The organism is Aquimarina sp., from assembly GCF_977115655.1.
In genome coordinates, this window is record NZ_CDSBKO010000017.1 from 26,281 (window position 1) to 42,394 (window position 16,114).

The following is a 16,114-nucleotide window of genomic DNA, read 5'->3' on the forward strand; positions in this document are numbered from 1 at the left end:
AGATAGAGTTTTTAATTATTAAAGATTATTTCAAATACTGTTTTGCATTTTCTAATGCTTCTTCTATTCCTTTAGGGTTTTTTCCTCCTGCGGTAGCAAAAAATGGTTGTCCACCTCCGCCTCCCTGAATATATTTACCTAACTCACGAACTACTTGTCCTGCATTCAATGCTTTTTCTTCTACTAAATTTTTAGAAATATAACATGATAATAAAGCTTTTTCATCTTGTTCTGCTCCAAGTACAATAAAAACATTATCTAACTCGCCTCCTATTTCAAAGGATACATCTTTAATCCCAGCAGCATCTAAATCTACCTTTTTGGCTAAAAAGTTAATCCCGTTAATTTCTTGAAATTCTGATTTAAACTCTCCTTTTAGATTTTTAGCTTTATCTTTAAGAAGTGCTTCTATCTGTTTTTTAAGATGACTATTTTCCTCTTGTAACGATGTAATCGCTTTTACCGGATCATTAACATTTTTTAAAACAGACTTTACATTATTATATGCCTCAGACTGTGCTGTAAAATATTCTTTAGCCGCATCCCCTGTAATTGCTTCAATTCTGCGAATACCAGCTGCAATAGCGCTTTCTGATATAATTTTAAAATGCCATATATTTCCTGTGTTTTCTACATGTGTCCCCCCACAAAGCTCCATAGACTCTCCAAATCGTATAGCTCTTACTGTATCTCCGTATTTTTCTCCAAACAAAGCTATAGCCCCTTCTGCAACTGCTTGGTCATAGGAGATATCCCGCTGTTCTTCTAATGGTAATTGTTCTTGTACTCTGGCATTTACAAAATCCTCTACTTCTTTTAACTCTTCTGCAGAAACTTTTGCGAAATGAGAAAAATCAAAGCGAAGACTACCACTATGCACCATAGACCCTTTTTGCTCTACATGAGTCCCCAGAATAGTTCGTAATGCCTGGTGCATTAAATGTGTAGCTGTATGATTAGAAGCAGATCTTGATCTCTGTTTTGAATCTACTACTGCTTTTAAAGTTCCTCCTATATGTTTGGGTAGATTTTTAGTAAAGTGAATAATTAAATTATTCTCTTTTTTGGTGTCTATAATATATACTACGTCTCCATTTGGTACTTCTAAATATCCTTTATCCCCGACTTGCCCTCCTCCTTCCGGATAAAATGGTGTTTTATCAAATACTAACTGATATAATTCTCCATCTTTTTTACTATCTACTTTACGATACCTTGTAATTGTAACATCGGCAGTAAGGTTATCATATCCAATAAATCCTTCTGAAGAGTCTTCTTTTAGCACCTCCCAATCTCCTGCAGATACTTGGGATGCTGCTCTTGACCTATCTTTTTGCTTTTGCAGTTCTGTCTCAAACCCCTCTTCATCTAATTCGTACCCTTGCTCACTAAGAATTAATGCTGTTAAATCAATAGGAAAACCAAAAGTATCGTATAATTCAAAAGCTTTCTCTCCGGAGATTGTATTGCCTTTCGTATTTTTAATTACATTTTCTAATAATACGAGCCCTTGATCTAATGTTCTTAAAAAAGATTGTTCTTCTTCTTTAATTACATTCGTAATTAAATTTTTCTGTGCTTTTAATTCTGGAAAAGCGACACTCATTTGCTTACTTAATGTTTCTACCAATTTATAAATAAATGGTTCTTTTGTGTCTAAAAAAGTGAACCCATATCTAATTGCCCTTCGCAAAATCCTACGAATCACATATCCTGCTCCTGTATTACTAGGTAATTGCCCGTCTGCAATAGAAAACGATACTGCTCTAACGTGATCTGCAATTACCCTAATTGCTACACTTACTTTACCATCTGTATTGGTTGGCAAGCTGTTTTTGTTATATGTAGAATTAGTTATCGTTTCAATTTCTCTGATTAAAGGAGTAAATACATCGGTATCATAATTGGATTTTACTCCTTGTAACACCATACATAATCTTTCAAACCCCATACCTGTATCTACATGCTGTGCTGGTAATTTCTCTAAAGAGCCATTTGCTTTTCGGTTAAACTGCATAAAAACCAAATTCCATATCTCGACTACCAAGGGATTATCTTGGTTTACCAAATCCCTTCCGGGCACTCTGGCTTTTTCTTCTTCAGACCTCAAATCCACATGAATCTCTGAACAAGGCCCACACGGTCCCTGATCGCCCATCTCCCAGAAATTATCTTTTTTATTACCCATAATTATACGGTCTTCGGGCACAATTGCTTTCCAAAGATCATAGGCTTCCTGATCCATTTCCAGGTTTTCATCTTTTGCACCTTCAAAAACCGAAACATATAAAATATCTTTATCTACACCATATACTTCTGTCAACAACTCCCAAGCCCAATGTATAGCTTCCTTTTTAAAGTAATCTCCAAAACTCCAGTTCCCCAGCATTTCAAACATGGTATGGTGATAGGTATCCATACCAACCTCTTCCAAATCATTGTGTTTACCACTTACCCGCAAACATTTTTGTGTATCTGTTATCCTATTATTTTTTGGAGTACCATTGCCTAAAAAGAACTCTTTAAACTGGTTCATCCCAGCATTAGTAAACATTAAAGTTGGATCATCCTTTATTACCATTGGTGCAGAAGACACTATATCGTGTTTTTTGGATTTAAAAAACTCTAAAAATTGATTTCTTATTTCTTGGGATTTCATTAATTCTATTTATTTCTATTTTTCAACACAAAAACCTTAATACAATAGTAATCATTAATTTACGCTATTTTTACAAAAAGATTTTGAATTGATATTTGTCAGTTTTTTCTGGACTTTGCCACAATTTATTATATTTGTTGCAATGTCTGGGTTTTTTACCAATCACTTATTGATTGATATCCTGCAAAAATAGCATATTTTAGATTATGTCAAAGGTTAAATATTACTATGATAGTGAGACTCTTTCTTATCGTAGAATAGAGCAAAAAAAAGGAAGGAAATTTGGTATCGCTGCACTAGGAGTAATTGGTGCATTTTTAGCTGGTTTCATCCTTCTTGTTATATACCTCAACATTCCTCAATTAGAAACTCCAAAAGAAAAAGCTTATCGAAGAGAGCTTGAAAACATGCAGTTTCAATACGATTTAATGAATAAAAGGTTAAAACGAGATGAAACTATTTTAAAAGAGATAGCAGAACGAGATGATAATATATATCGTCTTTATTTTGGCGCCAACCCTATCCCCGAAGAACTTCGTAATGCGGGCTTTGGAGGTGTAAACAGATACAAAAACCTGGAAGGCTATGATAATTCTGATATGATTATAGAAAGTAGTCAGCGTATAGATAAACTTACCAAACAAATTGTTGTACAATCTAAATCTTTGGATGAAATTGCAGCTCTGGCAGAACAAAAGGAAGAATTATTAGCTACTATACCCGCGATTCAGCCAATCCAAAATTCTGATTTAAAACGCATGGCATCTGGTTATGGATGGAGAAGTGATCCTTTTACCAAAGCCAGAAAATTTCACTATGGCATGGATTTCTCTGCTGCCACAGGCACCCCTGTTTATGCGTCTGGCAATGGGGTTGTAAAACGTGCCGATGCTAATTCTTCGGGGTACGGAAAACATATACGTATTGACCATGGCTTTAATTATGTTAGCTTATATGCACATTTAAGTAAATATAATGTAGAGGTGGGACAAAAAGTAAAACGTGGAGATGTTATTGGTTTTGTAGGAAGTACCGGAAGATCTGTTGCTCCTCATTTACATTATGAGATTTTTAAAGATGGTGAAAAAATTAATCCTAGAAATTTTTATTATGGAAGTTTAACCTCTGAAGAATTTGATGAAATGCTTAAAGCTTCTAATTTAATTAATGAAACTCTAGACTAATTATTGATGCGTAAACTATTTATTATTGTATTTATTTTTGGTTTTTGTTCTTCAATACAAGCTCAAAAATATACGAAAGAAGCATTGGACTCTATGTATATTATTGTCCAAAATACGCAACTTAAACTTGCAAAACCAAAGTTAATTAAAATTATGGCTGTTGGCGATATCATGATGGGAACCGATTTTCCCAACAAAAGTTACTTGCCCCCAAAAGGCAAAGGGCCTTTTGATGATGTCAATACCATATTATCACAAGCCGATATACTTTTTGGTAACTTAGAAGGAACATTAACCGATGAAGGACAAAATGCTAAAAACTGTTCTGACCCGTCTAAGTGTTACTCTTTCAGGTCTCCGGAGTATTTTGGAAAGTATTTGGAAGAGACCGGATTTGATGTAATGAGCATTGCTAACAATCATATCGGTGATTTTGGTGCTACAGGAATTAAAAACACTTCTAAAACCCTGGAAAAACATAATATTGCTTACGCAGGGGTATTTGAAAAACCTTTTACTATTTTTGAAAAAAACGGAATCACCTATGGATTTTGTGCTTTTGCACCCAACAAAGATTGCCTAAAAATTCATAACTTAACCAATGCAAAAAAAATAGTAACCGAACTTAAACAAAAAGCAGATATTGTGATTGTTTCTTTTCATGGCGGGGCCGAAGGTCTGGAACACACACATGTTCCCAGAAAAACAGAGCGCTTTTATGGAGAAGACCGCGGGGATGTCTATCTTTTTGCACATACTATGGTTGATGCAGGGGCAGATATTATTTTAGGGCATGGGCCACATGTTTCGAGAGCTTTTGAGGTATACAAAGATAAGTTCATAGCCTACAGTTTAGGTAATTTTTGTACGTACTCCAGATTTAGCTTAGGTGGTATCAAAGGATACGCTCCCATTGCAGAAATTGAAATAAATACAGATGGTAACTTTATAAAAGGCAAACTTCATTCTGCAAAACAAATAGATGAAATATATCCTTTTATAGATGAAAAAAAAGGGGCTTTAAAAGCTATTCAAAAATTAACCGAAGAGGATTTTCCAGAAAGCAAGCTCATTTTTGAAGAAGACGGAAGTTTTACACAACAAAAACAATAAGTATATGTATGTAGACTTGCCAAAAAAAATGTATTACGGTATCGGTGAGGTAGCAGAAGCATTTGATGTTAATGCCTCTTTGATACGTTTTTGGGAAAAAGAATTTGATATTTTAAAACCAAAAAAAAACGCAAAAGGAAATCGAAAATTTACTCCTGAAGATATTAAAAATCTCGAACTAATATACCATTTGGTAAAAGAACGTGGTTTTACTCTGGAAGGAGCCAAGATCCATCTTAAAGAACAAAAACAAGAGGCTCTGGATAGCTTTGATATTATCAGGAAATTAGAATCCATCAAAGGACAACTACTTAAAATTAAAGAACAACTTTAAAAAACAAACACAAAATCTTAGTTCATGAAAAAGCTTTTAACACCAATATTGGTGATTGCAGCAATAATTATCGTTCTCTATTTCTTTTTTGGAGGTCGCTATAACACTGCCGTCACTCTGCAAGAAGATGCAAAAACAGCTTGGTCCAATGTAGAAAGTGCTTACCAAAGACGTAGCGATCTTATTGGCAACTTAGTCAAAACTGTACAGGGAGCCGCCGATTTTGAACGCAACACGCTAAAAGAGGTGATCGATGCCCGTGCAAAAGCTACTTCTATAAATATTGATCCCGCCAATATCACTCCGGATCAAATGGCACAGTTTCAACAAGCGCAAAGCGGCCTGACCTCTGCCCTATCCAGATTATTGGTTACTGTAGAACGTTATCCTGATCTAAAAGCAAATCAAAATTTTCTTAATCTGCAAACACAACTAGAGGGGACCGAAAACAGAATTAATGTAGAACGCAACCGATATAATGAGGCTGTGGGGGATTATACAAAATATACCGGGAAATTCCCTAATAATATTGTACTAAGCCTTTTTAGTCGTTTTGAAGAAATGGCAAGGTTTAAAGCTGAAGAAGGTACTGAAAAAGCACCAGATGTAGATTTTGATTTTAAATAAATGTCTAAAGTAGAAGATTTTCTTAGCCCGGAGCAAGAGCAACAAATTGTAGCTGCTATTAGAAGTGCAGAAAAAACTACCTCTGGAGAGATCAGGGTACATCTCGAAAAACATACCGATTTGGATGTACTGGAGAGAGCCGCAGAGGTTTTTCACTGGTTAAAAATGGATAATACCATTCAACGAAACGGGGTACTAATTTATGTAGCTGTAGAAGATCGTAGTTTTGCTATTTATGGAGATAAAGGAATCAATGCGGTAGTAGAAAAAAACTTTTGGCAAAATACTAAAGATTTAATTCTGCACCATTTTAAAGAAGATAATTTTACAAAAGGTCTGGTTGAAGGTATACTGCTTGCCGGAAAAGAATTACAAACCTATTTTCCTTGGGATCATAATGATACTAATGAACTCTCTAACGAAATTTCAAAAGGATAGTTATGAAACTTACCAAAAAAATCATCCTTCCTGTATTATTTGTTCTGGGAATACTTTTTTCATCAACGCTAAATGCTCAGAGAAAAATACCACCTGTACCAAAAACTCAAACCTCTGTATATGACGAAGCCGAAATGCTTTCTGCCTCTCAGAAAAAACTTTTAGAAGATAAGTTAGTCAGGTATTCAGACACGACATCTACGCAAATCGTAATAGCTACCATTAGCTCTCTGCAAGGAGAGAACATCGGTTTATATGCTACAGAGTGGGCACATAAATGGGGAATCGGGCAAAAAAAAGAAGATAACGGAATCTTTGTTCTCGTTGCAAAAAATGACCATAAAATTTGGATTGCTACAGGATATGGCGTAGAAGAAAAACTAACCGACTTTACCTCAAAAACCATTATCGATCAAATTATTACACCAGAGTTTAAAAAAGGAGATTTCTATAGTGGCTTAGACAAAGGAGCCGATGCTATCTTTCAGGTTTTAAAAGGCACTTTTAAAGGAGCCCGAAAAAACAAAAAGAAAGACACCCCTGTTTTGGAAATGATTTTATTGTTTGTCTTTTTCATTATTATCATAAAATCTTTTTCTAAAAAAAATAATGGAAATAACGGAAGAGGAAATCGCGGTAACCGATCCGGAGGCGATAGTCTCCTGGATATGATTATTTTAAGCAATCTGGGACGAGGTGGCTTTGGTGGCGGTAGTGATAGCGGTGGTAGTTTTGGTGGAGGTGGCTTTGGTGGTGGATTCGGCGGAGGCGGCTTTGGTGGTGGCGGTGCTGGAGGCAGCTGGTAAAGTGTTGTAAGTTATTAATTTCTAGGTAAGTCAATTAGCGATTTTCTCTTTTACAGGCTTAAATCAATCTATTCTTTTAACTTTTTCGTTGTACAGTTTTACCAATTACGAAAACAGAAACTAAACTTACTACAGTTCCTCCTGCTATTATCCCTCCAACAGTTGTTTCTCCATTAACTGCTAAAAACGTTCCACTTCCTATACCAACAATACCAATTATAAGCCCAAATATTTGACCTAACTTGCTTTGACTTGATTGACTAGTAATAACTTTATTCTCTATACTCATTCTGTGAGACTGTTGAGCTTCAGCCATTTTCATTATTCTATCAGCTCCATTAGGAATTACAGAATCATATTTAATTAGAGTTTCAGCATCAGGCAAAGGTCCCGAATGACTTCTTTGCTGAATAGATACAATGGAAAAACTCTGTAATATTTCCATTTTTTTCTTATCAGGGACACCTTTAAAAATTTCAGGATTTAAGCTTACTAAATCTTCTTCTATTTCTTGTAATTCTTCGGGGACTTTCTTCTGTGCCTTTTCAACTGATGATGATGGCTTATTTGTAGATTTTTTTGACACAAAAAATTATTTTACACAAAGCTGTTGCTTATGTTTATTTTCAAATTTTTCTTTTGATCCTTTAATATCTTCGCCAATATTTTTCCAATCCGACATAATCGCGTTGAAATCAGCCTCTTTTCCAGAATCAGAGTAATTATATTCAAAATAACTACCTGCCAAATTTAAAACAGACCCCATTCCAACCCAAAAATTATTTTTGGGTAAAAGATTACTGGTTTTATATTTTGAATTTATTTTTTTCATAATTATTTGAATTATTAATTTTGAATATAGTAAAAATAAATGAATTAGAAAACTTAAGCAAAATAAGATTTAAAAAAAATCAAAAATACACAAAGAAAAATAACTAATCCTGTACCAAATTTGATTTACTCCTTTTACAACTGGGTTTTTAATTAGCACAGTGTATAACTACTTCAAGTTCCTTTTAATAACACTCACTAACCTACTCTTTATAACCTAAAAACTATCTGAAAAAATTTAACTTCTTCTACCTCAAAACTACTTTTTCCTGAAATACACAGAAACCGGCACCCCATTAAAATCAAATTCTTTACGAAGTTGATTTTCGAGAAAACGCTTATATGGATCTCGGATATATTGTGGCAGATTACAAAAAAATGCAAACTGAGGTTGTGGGGTTGGTAATTGTGTAATGTATTTTATTTTTACATACTTCCCTTTGTATGCAGGAGGCGGATTACGCTCGATTATTGGCAGTAAAACATCATTAAGTTCACTGGTTTTAATCTTTTTAGATCTGTTTTTATATACCTCTACAGCGGTTTCCATTGCTTTAAATATTCTTTGCTTTGTTAGCGCAGAGATAAATACAATAGGCACATCGGTAAAAGGCTCTATTTCTTTACGAATATATTTTTCAAACTCTTTTAAGGTATTGCTTTCCTTATCTTCAATAAGATCCCATTTGTTTACCAAAATCACAATTCCTTTGCGGTTGCGCTCTGCTAACCAAAATATATTTTGCACCTGCCCATCAAAGCCTCTGGTAGCATCCAAAACTATGATACAAACATCGCTATGCTCGATAGCACGAACAGATCGCATCACAGAGTAAAACTCTAAATCTTCTTTTACTTTGGATTTACGACGTATTCCTGCGGTATCTACCAGATTAAACTCAAAGCCAAAACGATTATACCTGGTATCTATGGCATCTCTGGTCGTACCTGCAATATCTGTAACTATATATCTATCTTCTCCTATCAAAGCATTGATAAATGAAGATTTTCCTGCATTTGGTCTTCCTACCACGGCAAATCTAGGCAGCTCATCTTCTTCTCTTTCTTCTTTTTCTGGCAACACTTTTACCAAATCATCCAAAAGATCTCCTGTACCACTTCCATTAATACTTGCGATAGTATAATAATCTCCAAGCCCTAAATTATAAAACTCTACTGCATTTTCGGCTCTCTTACCATTATCTACCTTATTTACAACAAGAAACACCGGTTTTTTAACTTTACGAAGTAATTTAGCTACATCTTCATCCATTCCTGTTATCCCTGCTTCTACATCTACCATAAAGATAATTGCATCTGCTTCATCGATTGCCAGTTCTACTTGCTTGTCTATTTCGGCTTCAAAGACATCATCACTTCCTTTTACATAACCTCCGGTATCTATCAATGAAAACTCTATTCCGTTCCAATCACTCTTTCCATAATGCCTATCACGGGTCACCCCACTAACAGCATCTACAATAGCCTCTCTTCTTTGAATCAATCTATTAAAGAAAGTTGATTTTCCTACATTAGGTCTCCCTACAATTGCTACTATACCACTCATTACTATCTATTTCTAAATTTTGTGCAAAATTAGACTTTTTTATTTAAGCAATACTATACATATTGGGATTTCATTAAGAATAGATTAGGAAAATATCGGCAGAAAAAATAAAAAGCCCAAAGACCAATGTTTCAGGTCGATGGAGCTTTTCATAATTGATAGTCAGTCAGTGAAATAATTACTTATGTAAATATACCAAGTATTATTATTAAGTTGGTTACTGTAAAACAACAAACTTTTTATGGATGCAGTTGTAACAGTATCTCTCACTATGTTTTATCTGTTTTTTTTTGTTGTTTTTAAATAAATTTTAATCATTTTTACTTATTTCGTAGATAGCAACCGTATTAGATACTTCATTAGTTATTATAATCAAATCATTGCCTGTTGGGCTATCTTCTGCTTTAACGGCAATCAATCCTTCGGGCGCAATATCCACACTGTCCTTTATCCATTCTAAAAACACCGGGTTGGATGGGTTGGATATATCATAAATCATAACTCCCCCCGTTCTTTCCAAACCTACAAAAAGCAATGTTTTATTTCCTGTCTTTAAAGTGGTTACAGTTTCGGGCTCTGCCCCTTTATCATCAGATCTTTTATCTGCTGCCCCTCCTTCACTGGAATTAAATACACTTGGGTTCAGCTCAAAAATAGTTTTTGCTATTTGATCTCCGCTATCATAAACAATTGTTCCTGTAGTAGTCCATATTGTAAAAGATCTTGCGCCATAAGCATAAATTTTGTCAAAATCCCCATCCCCATCGGTATCCCCATTGGCTATAGTTGTTTTTAACCTTCCTAAGTTTTTGTCTAACTGCAATGTTTCGGCATCCGGAAAAGCAACAGGATCCAGAGCAAGATCTTTTACTCTTTTTTCTTCAGAATACCCGTCATAATCTCTGGAATCTCCTTCATTTGCTGTTATAAGATATCTTCCTCCTCTAATTTTTGCATAAGCTATAGCATCCGGATGATAAAACCCTAAAACCGGCCAGTTTTGAAAATTTCCAACTATATCATCTTTATCACTTGCGTCTATTTGGTTATTTGGCAAAGAATAGTCTTTTACCCCTAATCCTATTATATCTGTTATTGTTTTTGTTTTTAAATCAATTATTGCAATTCCATTATTTTCTTGTAACGTAATATATGCTGTTTTAGAATCATGAGAGATTGCTACATATTCTGGTTCTGCATCTTGAGCTAAAGAAGCACCCGGACCAAAAACACGAAAATAATTACCAATAGTCTGTCCGTTAAACGCTGTAAAACCAACATTAAAAACCTGACCACTGGCAACTTCTATTATAGTAACCGAACCTTCTGGGTCATTTGTATATGTATCATCAGGTTCTCCTTCGTTTGCAGCAACGATATACTCTCCATTAGGACTAAAGGTTACCATGTCTGGTAATGCTCCTGCCGGATATGTATTTATTAAAGCTTGCGAATCTGAACTATACAGCGCTATGGTACCGTTGGCTTGTTTATTGTTAGGATTTTCTATAGCGACCGCTACTATACCATTACTTACAGCAACACTATTTGGAGTACCCGTAAGGGATATATTTGCGCCTTGTATGGGAGAATCCGGATTAGAAATATCCCAAACAGAAATCACAGAGTTTTTAGGGTTTACCACAAAAAGTTTATTGGTATTAGGATCAAATGCAGATATTTCTGCAAATCCTTCATCTCCTGTACCGTTTACAAAGCCTCCTATTTTCTTAAATGTAAGTTTATCATTACTGCTACCGCCATGATAATCATCGATATTACAGGCACTAAAAAGAACACATACCACTGTGGAAAGAAGAACTGTTTTGTTAAAAATTTTCATTACTTATGTTGTTTTGTGTGATTAAAAACCCCAAATGTTGATAATAAATATATCCTTAACGTTATGTTAAGAATAAATTACAAACATTAATCTGGTTGTTCACTACACAACATTAATAAATGAAAAACTATAAGTATACCGATGTGGATATACGTTTCTAAAAGCAAGAAATATTATTTATTATTATACCCAAAACGTTTTAATTGACGTTCATTGGTGCGCCAATTTTTATTAATCTTTACGTATAGTTCTATATGTATCTTTTTTCCAAAGAATTTTTCAAGGTCTTTTCTGGCCTCTGTACCTACTTTTTTTAAAGCAGATCCTTTATGACCTATAATAATTCCTTTTTGTGAATCCCGCTCGACCATAATTACTGAACGAATCCTAATTATATCTTCATCTTCAAAAAACTCTTCGGTTTCTACCTCTACAGAATACGGTATTTCTTTTTTGTAGTTTATTAATATTTTTTCGCGAATTGCTTCGTTTACAAAAAAACGTTCTGGTTTATCTGTTAACTGATCTTTTGGATAAAAAGCGGGGGATACGGGTAATAACTCTACAATTCTATCAAAAACTTCTCTTACATTAAAATTTTCAAGTGCAGATATCGGGTACATTTCTGCATTTGGCATTTTCTGTGTCCAAAACTGAACTTGTTCTTCCAGTTGTTCCTGATTAGATTGATCAATTTTGTTTATCAATAAAATAACAGGGATTTTTGCATTGGTTATTTTATTGAAGAAAGCTTCGTCTTTTAATTCTTTCTCTCCGATTTCTACCATATAGATTAATATATCTGCATCTTCAAAAGCAGTTTTCACAAAATCCATCATAGACTCCTGAAGCTCGTATGCGGGTTTTATAATACCCGGAGTATCCGATAAAATTACCTGAAAATCATCTCCATTTACAATCCCCAAAATACGATGTCTTGTTGTTTGCGCCTTAGAAGTAATGATAGACAACTTCTCTCCTATAAAAGCATTCATCAATGTAGATTTACCTACATTAGGATTACCTATTATATTTACAAAACCAGCCTTATGCGTCATATATTAATTTTAATACAAAGGTAGATGAATAATCAAAAAGAAAATACCTGATTACGAATAATTAAGTTTGTTTTTCATATTCTACCATTCATTTTCTAAAAGAACTTGTAAAAAATGACCTACAAACCAGAAATTTTCAAGGATTTTTTTCATAGATTTAACATATCTAAGTTTTCAAAAACCCCGTGAAAACATTTTTCATTCTTAAAACCAAACTTCCTTTGAAAAATTATTCATCTGCTCCTTTATATATAGTTTCTATAAAAATTGTAACCTGTTTTGTTGTTTTGCTACTATTATCATTTAGTATAAATGCACAAACCCATGAAAAAAGATTGTCAAGAGCAGATAGAAACTTTAAGTCTTATGCTTATGTAGATGCCAGAGCTATTTATCTGGATGTAGCCCAAAAAGGATATTCCTCTCCCAGTCTATATTCAAAATTAGCAGACTCATTTTATTTTACAGGAAACCTTGAAGATTCTGTAGAGTGGTATGCAAAGTTAATACAAACATATCCTGATATCATACATCCTGAATATCTTTTTAGATATGCTCAAAGCTTAAAAAGTGTAGGACACTATCCAGAGGCAGATGCAATTATGAATCAATTTTATACTATTACAAAAAATGACAACCGGGCTAATTTCTTTGCAAAAAGAAGAGATTACCTTGATTTTATTAAAATGCAGTCTGATAAATTTGAGGTCTACTCACTAAATATAAATTCTAAAAATTCTGAATATGCCCCGAGTTTTAATCATCTTAATCAAATCGTTTTTGCTTCTTCAAGAGAAGAAAAAAACTCCATAAAACTCCACCAATGGGATGAAATGCCGTTTTTAGATCTTTTTGCTTCAAATATCAAGGAAGACAATATAACATTAGAAGAGCCTGTAAAATTAAAAGGCAAAATAAATACAAAATTTCACGAATCTTCAACTAGTTTTAGCAAAGATGGTAAAACTGTATATTTTTCCAGAAATAATTATTTGAATAATAAATTAGGTAAAAGTAAAAAAGGGGTGGTTTTATTAAAATTATATAAAGCTACTTTAAACAATGGTAATTGGGAAAACATTACAGAGCTTCCTTTTTGTAGTGATGAATATTCTGTATCTCATCCTTCATTAGGCCCCGATAATAAAAAACTATATTTTGCAAGCGATATGCCGGGCTCTTTTGGGCAGTCTGATCTGTATGTAGTAGATATATTGGAAAATGACAAATATAGCAAGCCAAAAAATTTAGGAAGCAAAATCAATACTGAGGGCAGAGAAACTTTTCCATACATTAGTGATAGTGGTATCTTATATTTTTCTAGTGACGGGCATGTGGGATTGGGGGGATTAGATGTTTTTGTTTCTGTCCCTGATGAGTTTGGTTTTTCTGATTCTTATAATATTGGCAAACCGATTAATAGTCCTAAAGACGATTTCACATTTATTCTTAACGAAAAAACCAAAATAGGATACTTTGCCAGTAATAGAAACGGAGGCGAAGGAAACGATGATATCTATAGTTTTAAACAAACCGGAGAATTAATAACTTCTTGTATGCAATATATAGAAGGCTCTATTACAAATGATATGACCGGAGAATCTCTGGCTAGTGCCGACATAATGCTATTGGATAAAAATGGAGGGGTTATAAGAGAAATAATTTCTGATATAAATGGAAATTACAGGCTCAAAGTTCCTTGTAATGAAAATTATACCATAAAAGCTGAATATAAGGATTTTGTTCCAAGAAACATTTTGGCAGAAACAACGGATGCTTTTGAATTTATTAATGAAATAAATATTTCATTAATAAATAAAGAAAGTTTACTCCCTACCACTATAGAAATAAATGTTGGCGATGATTTATCCAAAACTTTACAATTAGAACCTATCTATTTTGGCTTAAATGATAGCATAGTAACTACAGAAACAGAAGTGGAATTGCAAAAAATAATTTCTATAATGAACAAATATCCTGATCTCAAAATAGAGGTTCGTTCTCACACAGACAGCAGATCAAGTTATTGGTATAACAAAAAATTAAGTGTGCAAAGAATGAGGGCTACTGTAAAATACATAACAGAAAAAGGTGGTATTAATTGGCAACGCGTACGAGGTAAAGCGTATGGAGAAAGAAGATTGCTTAATAAATGTGCAGATAATGTGCCTTGTACCGAAGAAGAACATCAAGAAAACAGAAGAAGCGAGTTTATTGTGAGGAAATAAAAAAAATTAGTAGTTGTGTTTCTTTAGATTCTCAAAATAAATCTTTGCTCGGGCATTTACTTTAGGAGCCAATAACAATCCTGAAATTACCGTAGGTATAGCCATTATTGCAAAAGCACTGTCAATAAGGTCAATTGTAAATTCTATCTTTACCACTGCTGCAACTATAATTGACAATATATATACAAAATTATAGTATTTTCCATATTTAGGTTTGGTTAAGAAGCCCAAACATATTGTACCATAATGCGAATACGAAAACAAAGTAGAAAGCCCAAATACCATAACCATAACCATAACGACAATATCCCCTGACCCATTAGGCAAAACCGAGTTAAATGCCATTAAAGTCAGGGAAATCCCATTATCATCTGTACTTTGCCAAACTCCTGTAGAAAGAATTGCCAAAGCCGTTAATGTGCACACCAACAATGTATCTATTGCAGGACCAATCATCGCCACCAGCCCTTCTCTAATAGGCTCATTGGTTTTTGCCGTACCATGCATCATTGGCGCAGTTCCTATTCCTGCTTCATTAGAAAAAGCTGCTCTTTTTACACCCGTCTTAATCAAGTATCCCAACATTCCACCCGCAACTGCTTTTCCGGAAAAAGCATCCGAAAAAATCAGAACAAACATCCCCGGCACCTTTTCTATTTGCAATATCAAAATAGTAACAACAGTTATAAAATATAAAACAACCATAAAAGGAACCATCCTGCTTGCTACAGCACCAATTCTTTTAACCCCTCCCAAAATTACCAGAGATGTAATTCCTGCTAATGCAATCCCGATATGCCATTTATACGCATCCTCCCATCCTAAAACATCTACCAATGTTTGTGTTAATTGATTTGCAGTAAACGCAGGAAGCGTTCCCACCAATCCAGCCAGGGCAAATAAAATTGCCAACGGTTTCCACCGTTTCCCTAAACCTTTTGTTATTACATACATCGGGCCGCCAAGTATCCTGCCCTGCTCATCCTCAGTCCTGTACATTACAGAAAGTGAGCAGGTATAAAACTTAGTTGCCATACCAATTAAGGCACTTATCCACATCCAAAAAACAGCCCCTGGACCACCCATAACAATAGTAATGGCTACCCCACTAATATTGCCCATACCAACTGTTGCCGCAATAGCAGAGGATAATGTCTGAAAATGGCTAAGCTGCCCGGGGGCATGGGTATCATCGTATTTGCCTCCAAGAACTTTAATAGCATGTTTAAAATAAAAAAAAGGAGTAAATTTTGAATAGATCAAAAAAAACAAGCCTCCCCCTATCAATAATATCAACAAAGGCCAATCCCAAACCCAGGAACTAAAATTGGCAATAAAATTTTCGAAAGATTTGAACATAGACTTTAAAGGTAGTAACAATAATTAATAATTTATAGCTTTATATACCTTAAGAAAAGAAGATCTT

14 protein-coding genes are annotated in these 16,114 nt (G+C 34.2%); 7 read left to right on the plus strand and 7 right to left on the minus strand.

The features are described from left to right. Nucleotides 1–25: 25 nt before the first annotated feature. Nucleotides 26–2,659, minus strand: a complete 2,634-nt coding sequence (gene alaS / locus ACZIYX_RS09265) for an alanine--tRNA ligase (RefSeq protein WP_462681942.1) — start codon at nucleotides 2,657–2,659, stop codon at nucleotides 26–28. A gap of 206 nt (nucleotides 2,660–2,865) precedes the next feature. Here alaS and ACZIYX_RS09270 point away from each other — a divergent pair, with 206 nt between their 5' ends. The 6 genes from ACZIYX_RS09270 to ACZIYX_RS09295 are packed head-to-tail and all read left to right on the plus strand — an operon-like array spanning nucleotide 2,866 to nucleotide 7,161. After that, nucleotides 2,866–3,843 carry a M23 family metallopeptidase gene (locus ACZIYX_RS09270; RefSeq protein WP_462681943.1) on the plus strand — a complete coding sequence of 326 codons (978 nt, stop codon included), beginning with the start codon at nucleotides 2,866–2,868 and terminating at the stop codon, nucleotides 3,841–3,843. Between the two features lie 6 nt (nucleotides 3,844–3,849). Then, nucleotides 3,850–4,956 (plus strand): CapA family protein, encoded by a 1,107-nt coding sequence (locus ACZIYX_RS09275; RefSeq protein WP_462681944.1) that lies wholly within the window; start codon nucleotides 3,850–3,852, stop codon nucleotides 4,954–4,956. 4 nt (nucleotides 4,957–4,960) lie between these two features. Then, the gene (locus tag ACZIYX_RS09280) at nucleotides 4,961–5,290 is read left to right on the plus strand and encodes a MerR family transcriptional regulator (RefSeq protein ID WP_462681945.1); all 330 of its coding nucleotides are present in this window, start codon (nucleotides 4,961–4,963) and stop codon (nucleotides 5,288–5,290) included. 24 nt (nucleotides 5,291–5,314) lie between these two features. Next, on the plus strand, nucleotides 5,315–5,917 hold the full coding sequence (locus tag ACZIYX_RS09285) for a LemA family protein (RefSeq protein WP_462681946.1): 603 nt from the start codon (nucleotides 5,315–5,317) through the stop codon (nucleotides 5,915–5,917). Then, the gene (locus ACZIYX_RS09290; RefSeq protein ID WP_462681947.1) at nucleotides 5,918–6,355 is read left to right on the plus strand and encodes a TPM domain-containing protein; all 438 of its coding nucleotides are present in this window, start codon (nucleotides 5,918–5,920) and stop codon (nucleotides 6,353–6,355) included. A 2-nt stretch (nucleotides 6,356–6,357) separates the two neighbouring features. Further along, complete coding sequence (locus ACZIYX_RS09295) at nucleotides 6,358–7,161, plus strand: TPM domain-containing protein (RefSeq protein WP_462681948.1); 804 nt, start codon at nucleotides 6,358–6,360, stop codon at nucleotides 7,159–7,161. A gap of 76 nt (nucleotides 7,162–7,237) precedes the next feature. On the opposite strand, the gene ACZIYX_RS09300 is transcribed toward ACZIYX_RS09295, so the two are convergent. From ACZIYX_RS09300 to era, 5 genes are all read right to left on the minus strand, one after another. After that, nucleotides 7,238–7,747, minus strand: coding sequence for a DUF2335 domain-containing protein (locus ACZIYX_RS09300; RefSeq protein ID WP_462681949.1), 510 nt, complete (start codon nucleotides 7,745–7,747; stop codon nucleotides 7,238–7,240). 6 nt (nucleotides 7,748–7,753) lie between these two features. Then, nucleotides 7,754–7,993 carry a hypothetical protein gene (locus ACZIYX_RS09305; protein ID WP_462681950.1) on the minus strand — a complete coding sequence of 80 codons (240 nt, stop codon included), beginning with the start codon at nucleotides 7,991–7,993 and terminating at the stop codon, nucleotides 7,754–7,756. 258 nt (nucleotides 7,994–8,251) lie between these two features. Next, nucleotides 8,252–9,559, minus strand: coding sequence for a ribosome biogenesis GTPase Der (der, locus tag ACZIYX_RS09310; protein ID WP_462681951.1), 1,308 nt, complete (start codon nucleotides 9,557–9,559; stop codon nucleotides 8,252–8,254). 310 nt (nucleotides 9,560–9,869) lie between these two features. Then, on the minus strand, nucleotides 9,870–11,402 hold the full coding sequence (locus tag ACZIYX_RS09315; protein WP_462681952.1) for a choice-of-anchor I family protein: 1,533 nt from the start codon (nucleotides 11,400–11,402) through the stop codon (nucleotides 9,870–9,872). A 173-nt stretch (nucleotides 11,403–11,575) separates the two neighbouring features. Next, nucleotides 11,576–12,460 carry a GTPase Era gene (gene era, locus ACZIYX_RS09320; RefSeq protein ID WP_462681953.1) on the minus strand — a complete coding sequence of 295 codons (885 nt, stop codon included), beginning with the start codon at nucleotides 12,458–12,460 and terminating at the stop codon, nucleotides 11,576–11,578. Nucleotides 12,461–12,681: 221 nt separating this feature from the next. On the opposite strand from era, the gene ACZIYX_RS09325 reads away from it, so the two are divergent. After that, on the plus strand, nucleotides 12,682–14,688 hold the full coding sequence (locus ACZIYX_RS09325) for an OmpA family protein (RefSeq protein ID WP_462681954.1): 2,007 nt from the start codon (nucleotides 12,682–12,684) through the stop codon (nucleotides 14,686–14,688). Nucleotides 14,689–14,694: 6 nt separating this feature from the next. On the opposite strand, the gene ACZIYX_RS09330 is transcribed toward ACZIYX_RS09325, so the two are convergent. Beyond that, on the minus strand, nucleotides 14,695–16,047 hold the full coding sequence (locus tag ACZIYX_RS09330; RefSeq protein WP_462681955.1) for an alanine/glycine:cation symporter family protein: 1,353 nt from the start codon (nucleotides 16,045–16,047) through the stop codon (nucleotides 14,695–14,697). Between the last annotated feature and the right edge of the window lie 67 nt (nucleotides 16,048–16,114).

Excerpts from the sequence above, each read along its gene's own strand:
- alaS (WP_462681942.1), bottom strand. The coding sequence starts at position 2,659 with ATGAAATCCCAAGAAATAAGAAATCAATTTTTAGAGTTTTTTAAATCC.
- ACZIYX_RS09270 (WP_462681943.1), top strand. The coding sequence starts at position 2,866 with ATGTCAAAGGTTAAATATTACTATGATAGTGAGACTCTTTCTTATCGT.
- ACZIYX_RS09275 (WP_462681944.1), top strand. The coding sequence starts at position 3,850 with ATGCGTAAACTATTTATTATTGTATTTATTTTTGGTTTTTGTTCTTCA.
- ACZIYX_RS09280 (WP_462681945.1), top strand. The coding sequence starts at position 4,961 with ATGTATGTAGACTTGCCAAAAAAAATGTATTACGGTATCGGTGAGGTA.
- ACZIYX_RS09285 (WP_462681946.1), top strand. The coding sequence starts at position 5,315 with ATGAAAAAGCTTTTAACACCAATATTGGTGATTGCAGCAATAATTATC.
- ACZIYX_RS09290 (WP_462681947.1), top strand. The coding sequence starts at position 5,918 with ATGTCTAAAGTAGAAGATTTTCTTAGCCCGGAGCAAGAGCAACAAATT.
- ACZIYX_RS09295 (WP_462681948.1), top strand. The coding sequence starts at position 6,358 with ATGAAACTTACCAAAAAAATCATCCTTCCTGTATTATTTGTTCTGGGA.
- ACZIYX_RS09305 (WP_462681950.1), bottom strand. The coding sequence starts at position 7,993 with ATGAAAAAAATAAATTCAAAATATAAAACCAGTAATCTTTTACCCAAA.
- der (WP_462681951.1), bottom strand. The coding sequence starts at position 9,559 with ATGAGTGGTATAGTAGCAATTGTAGGGAGACCTAATGTAGGAAAATCA.
- ACZIYX_RS09315 (WP_462681952.1), bottom strand. The coding sequence starts at position 11,402 with ATGAAAATTTTTAACAAAACAGTTCTTCTTTCCACAGTGGTATGTGTT.
- era (WP_462681953.1), bottom strand. The coding sequence starts at position 12,460 with ATGACGCATAAGGCTGGTTTTGTAAATATAATAGGTAATCCTAATGTA.
- ACZIYX_RS09330 (WP_462681955.1), bottom strand. The coding sequence starts at position 16,047 with ATGTTCAAATCTTTCGAAAATTTTATTGCCAATTTTAGTTCCTGGGTT.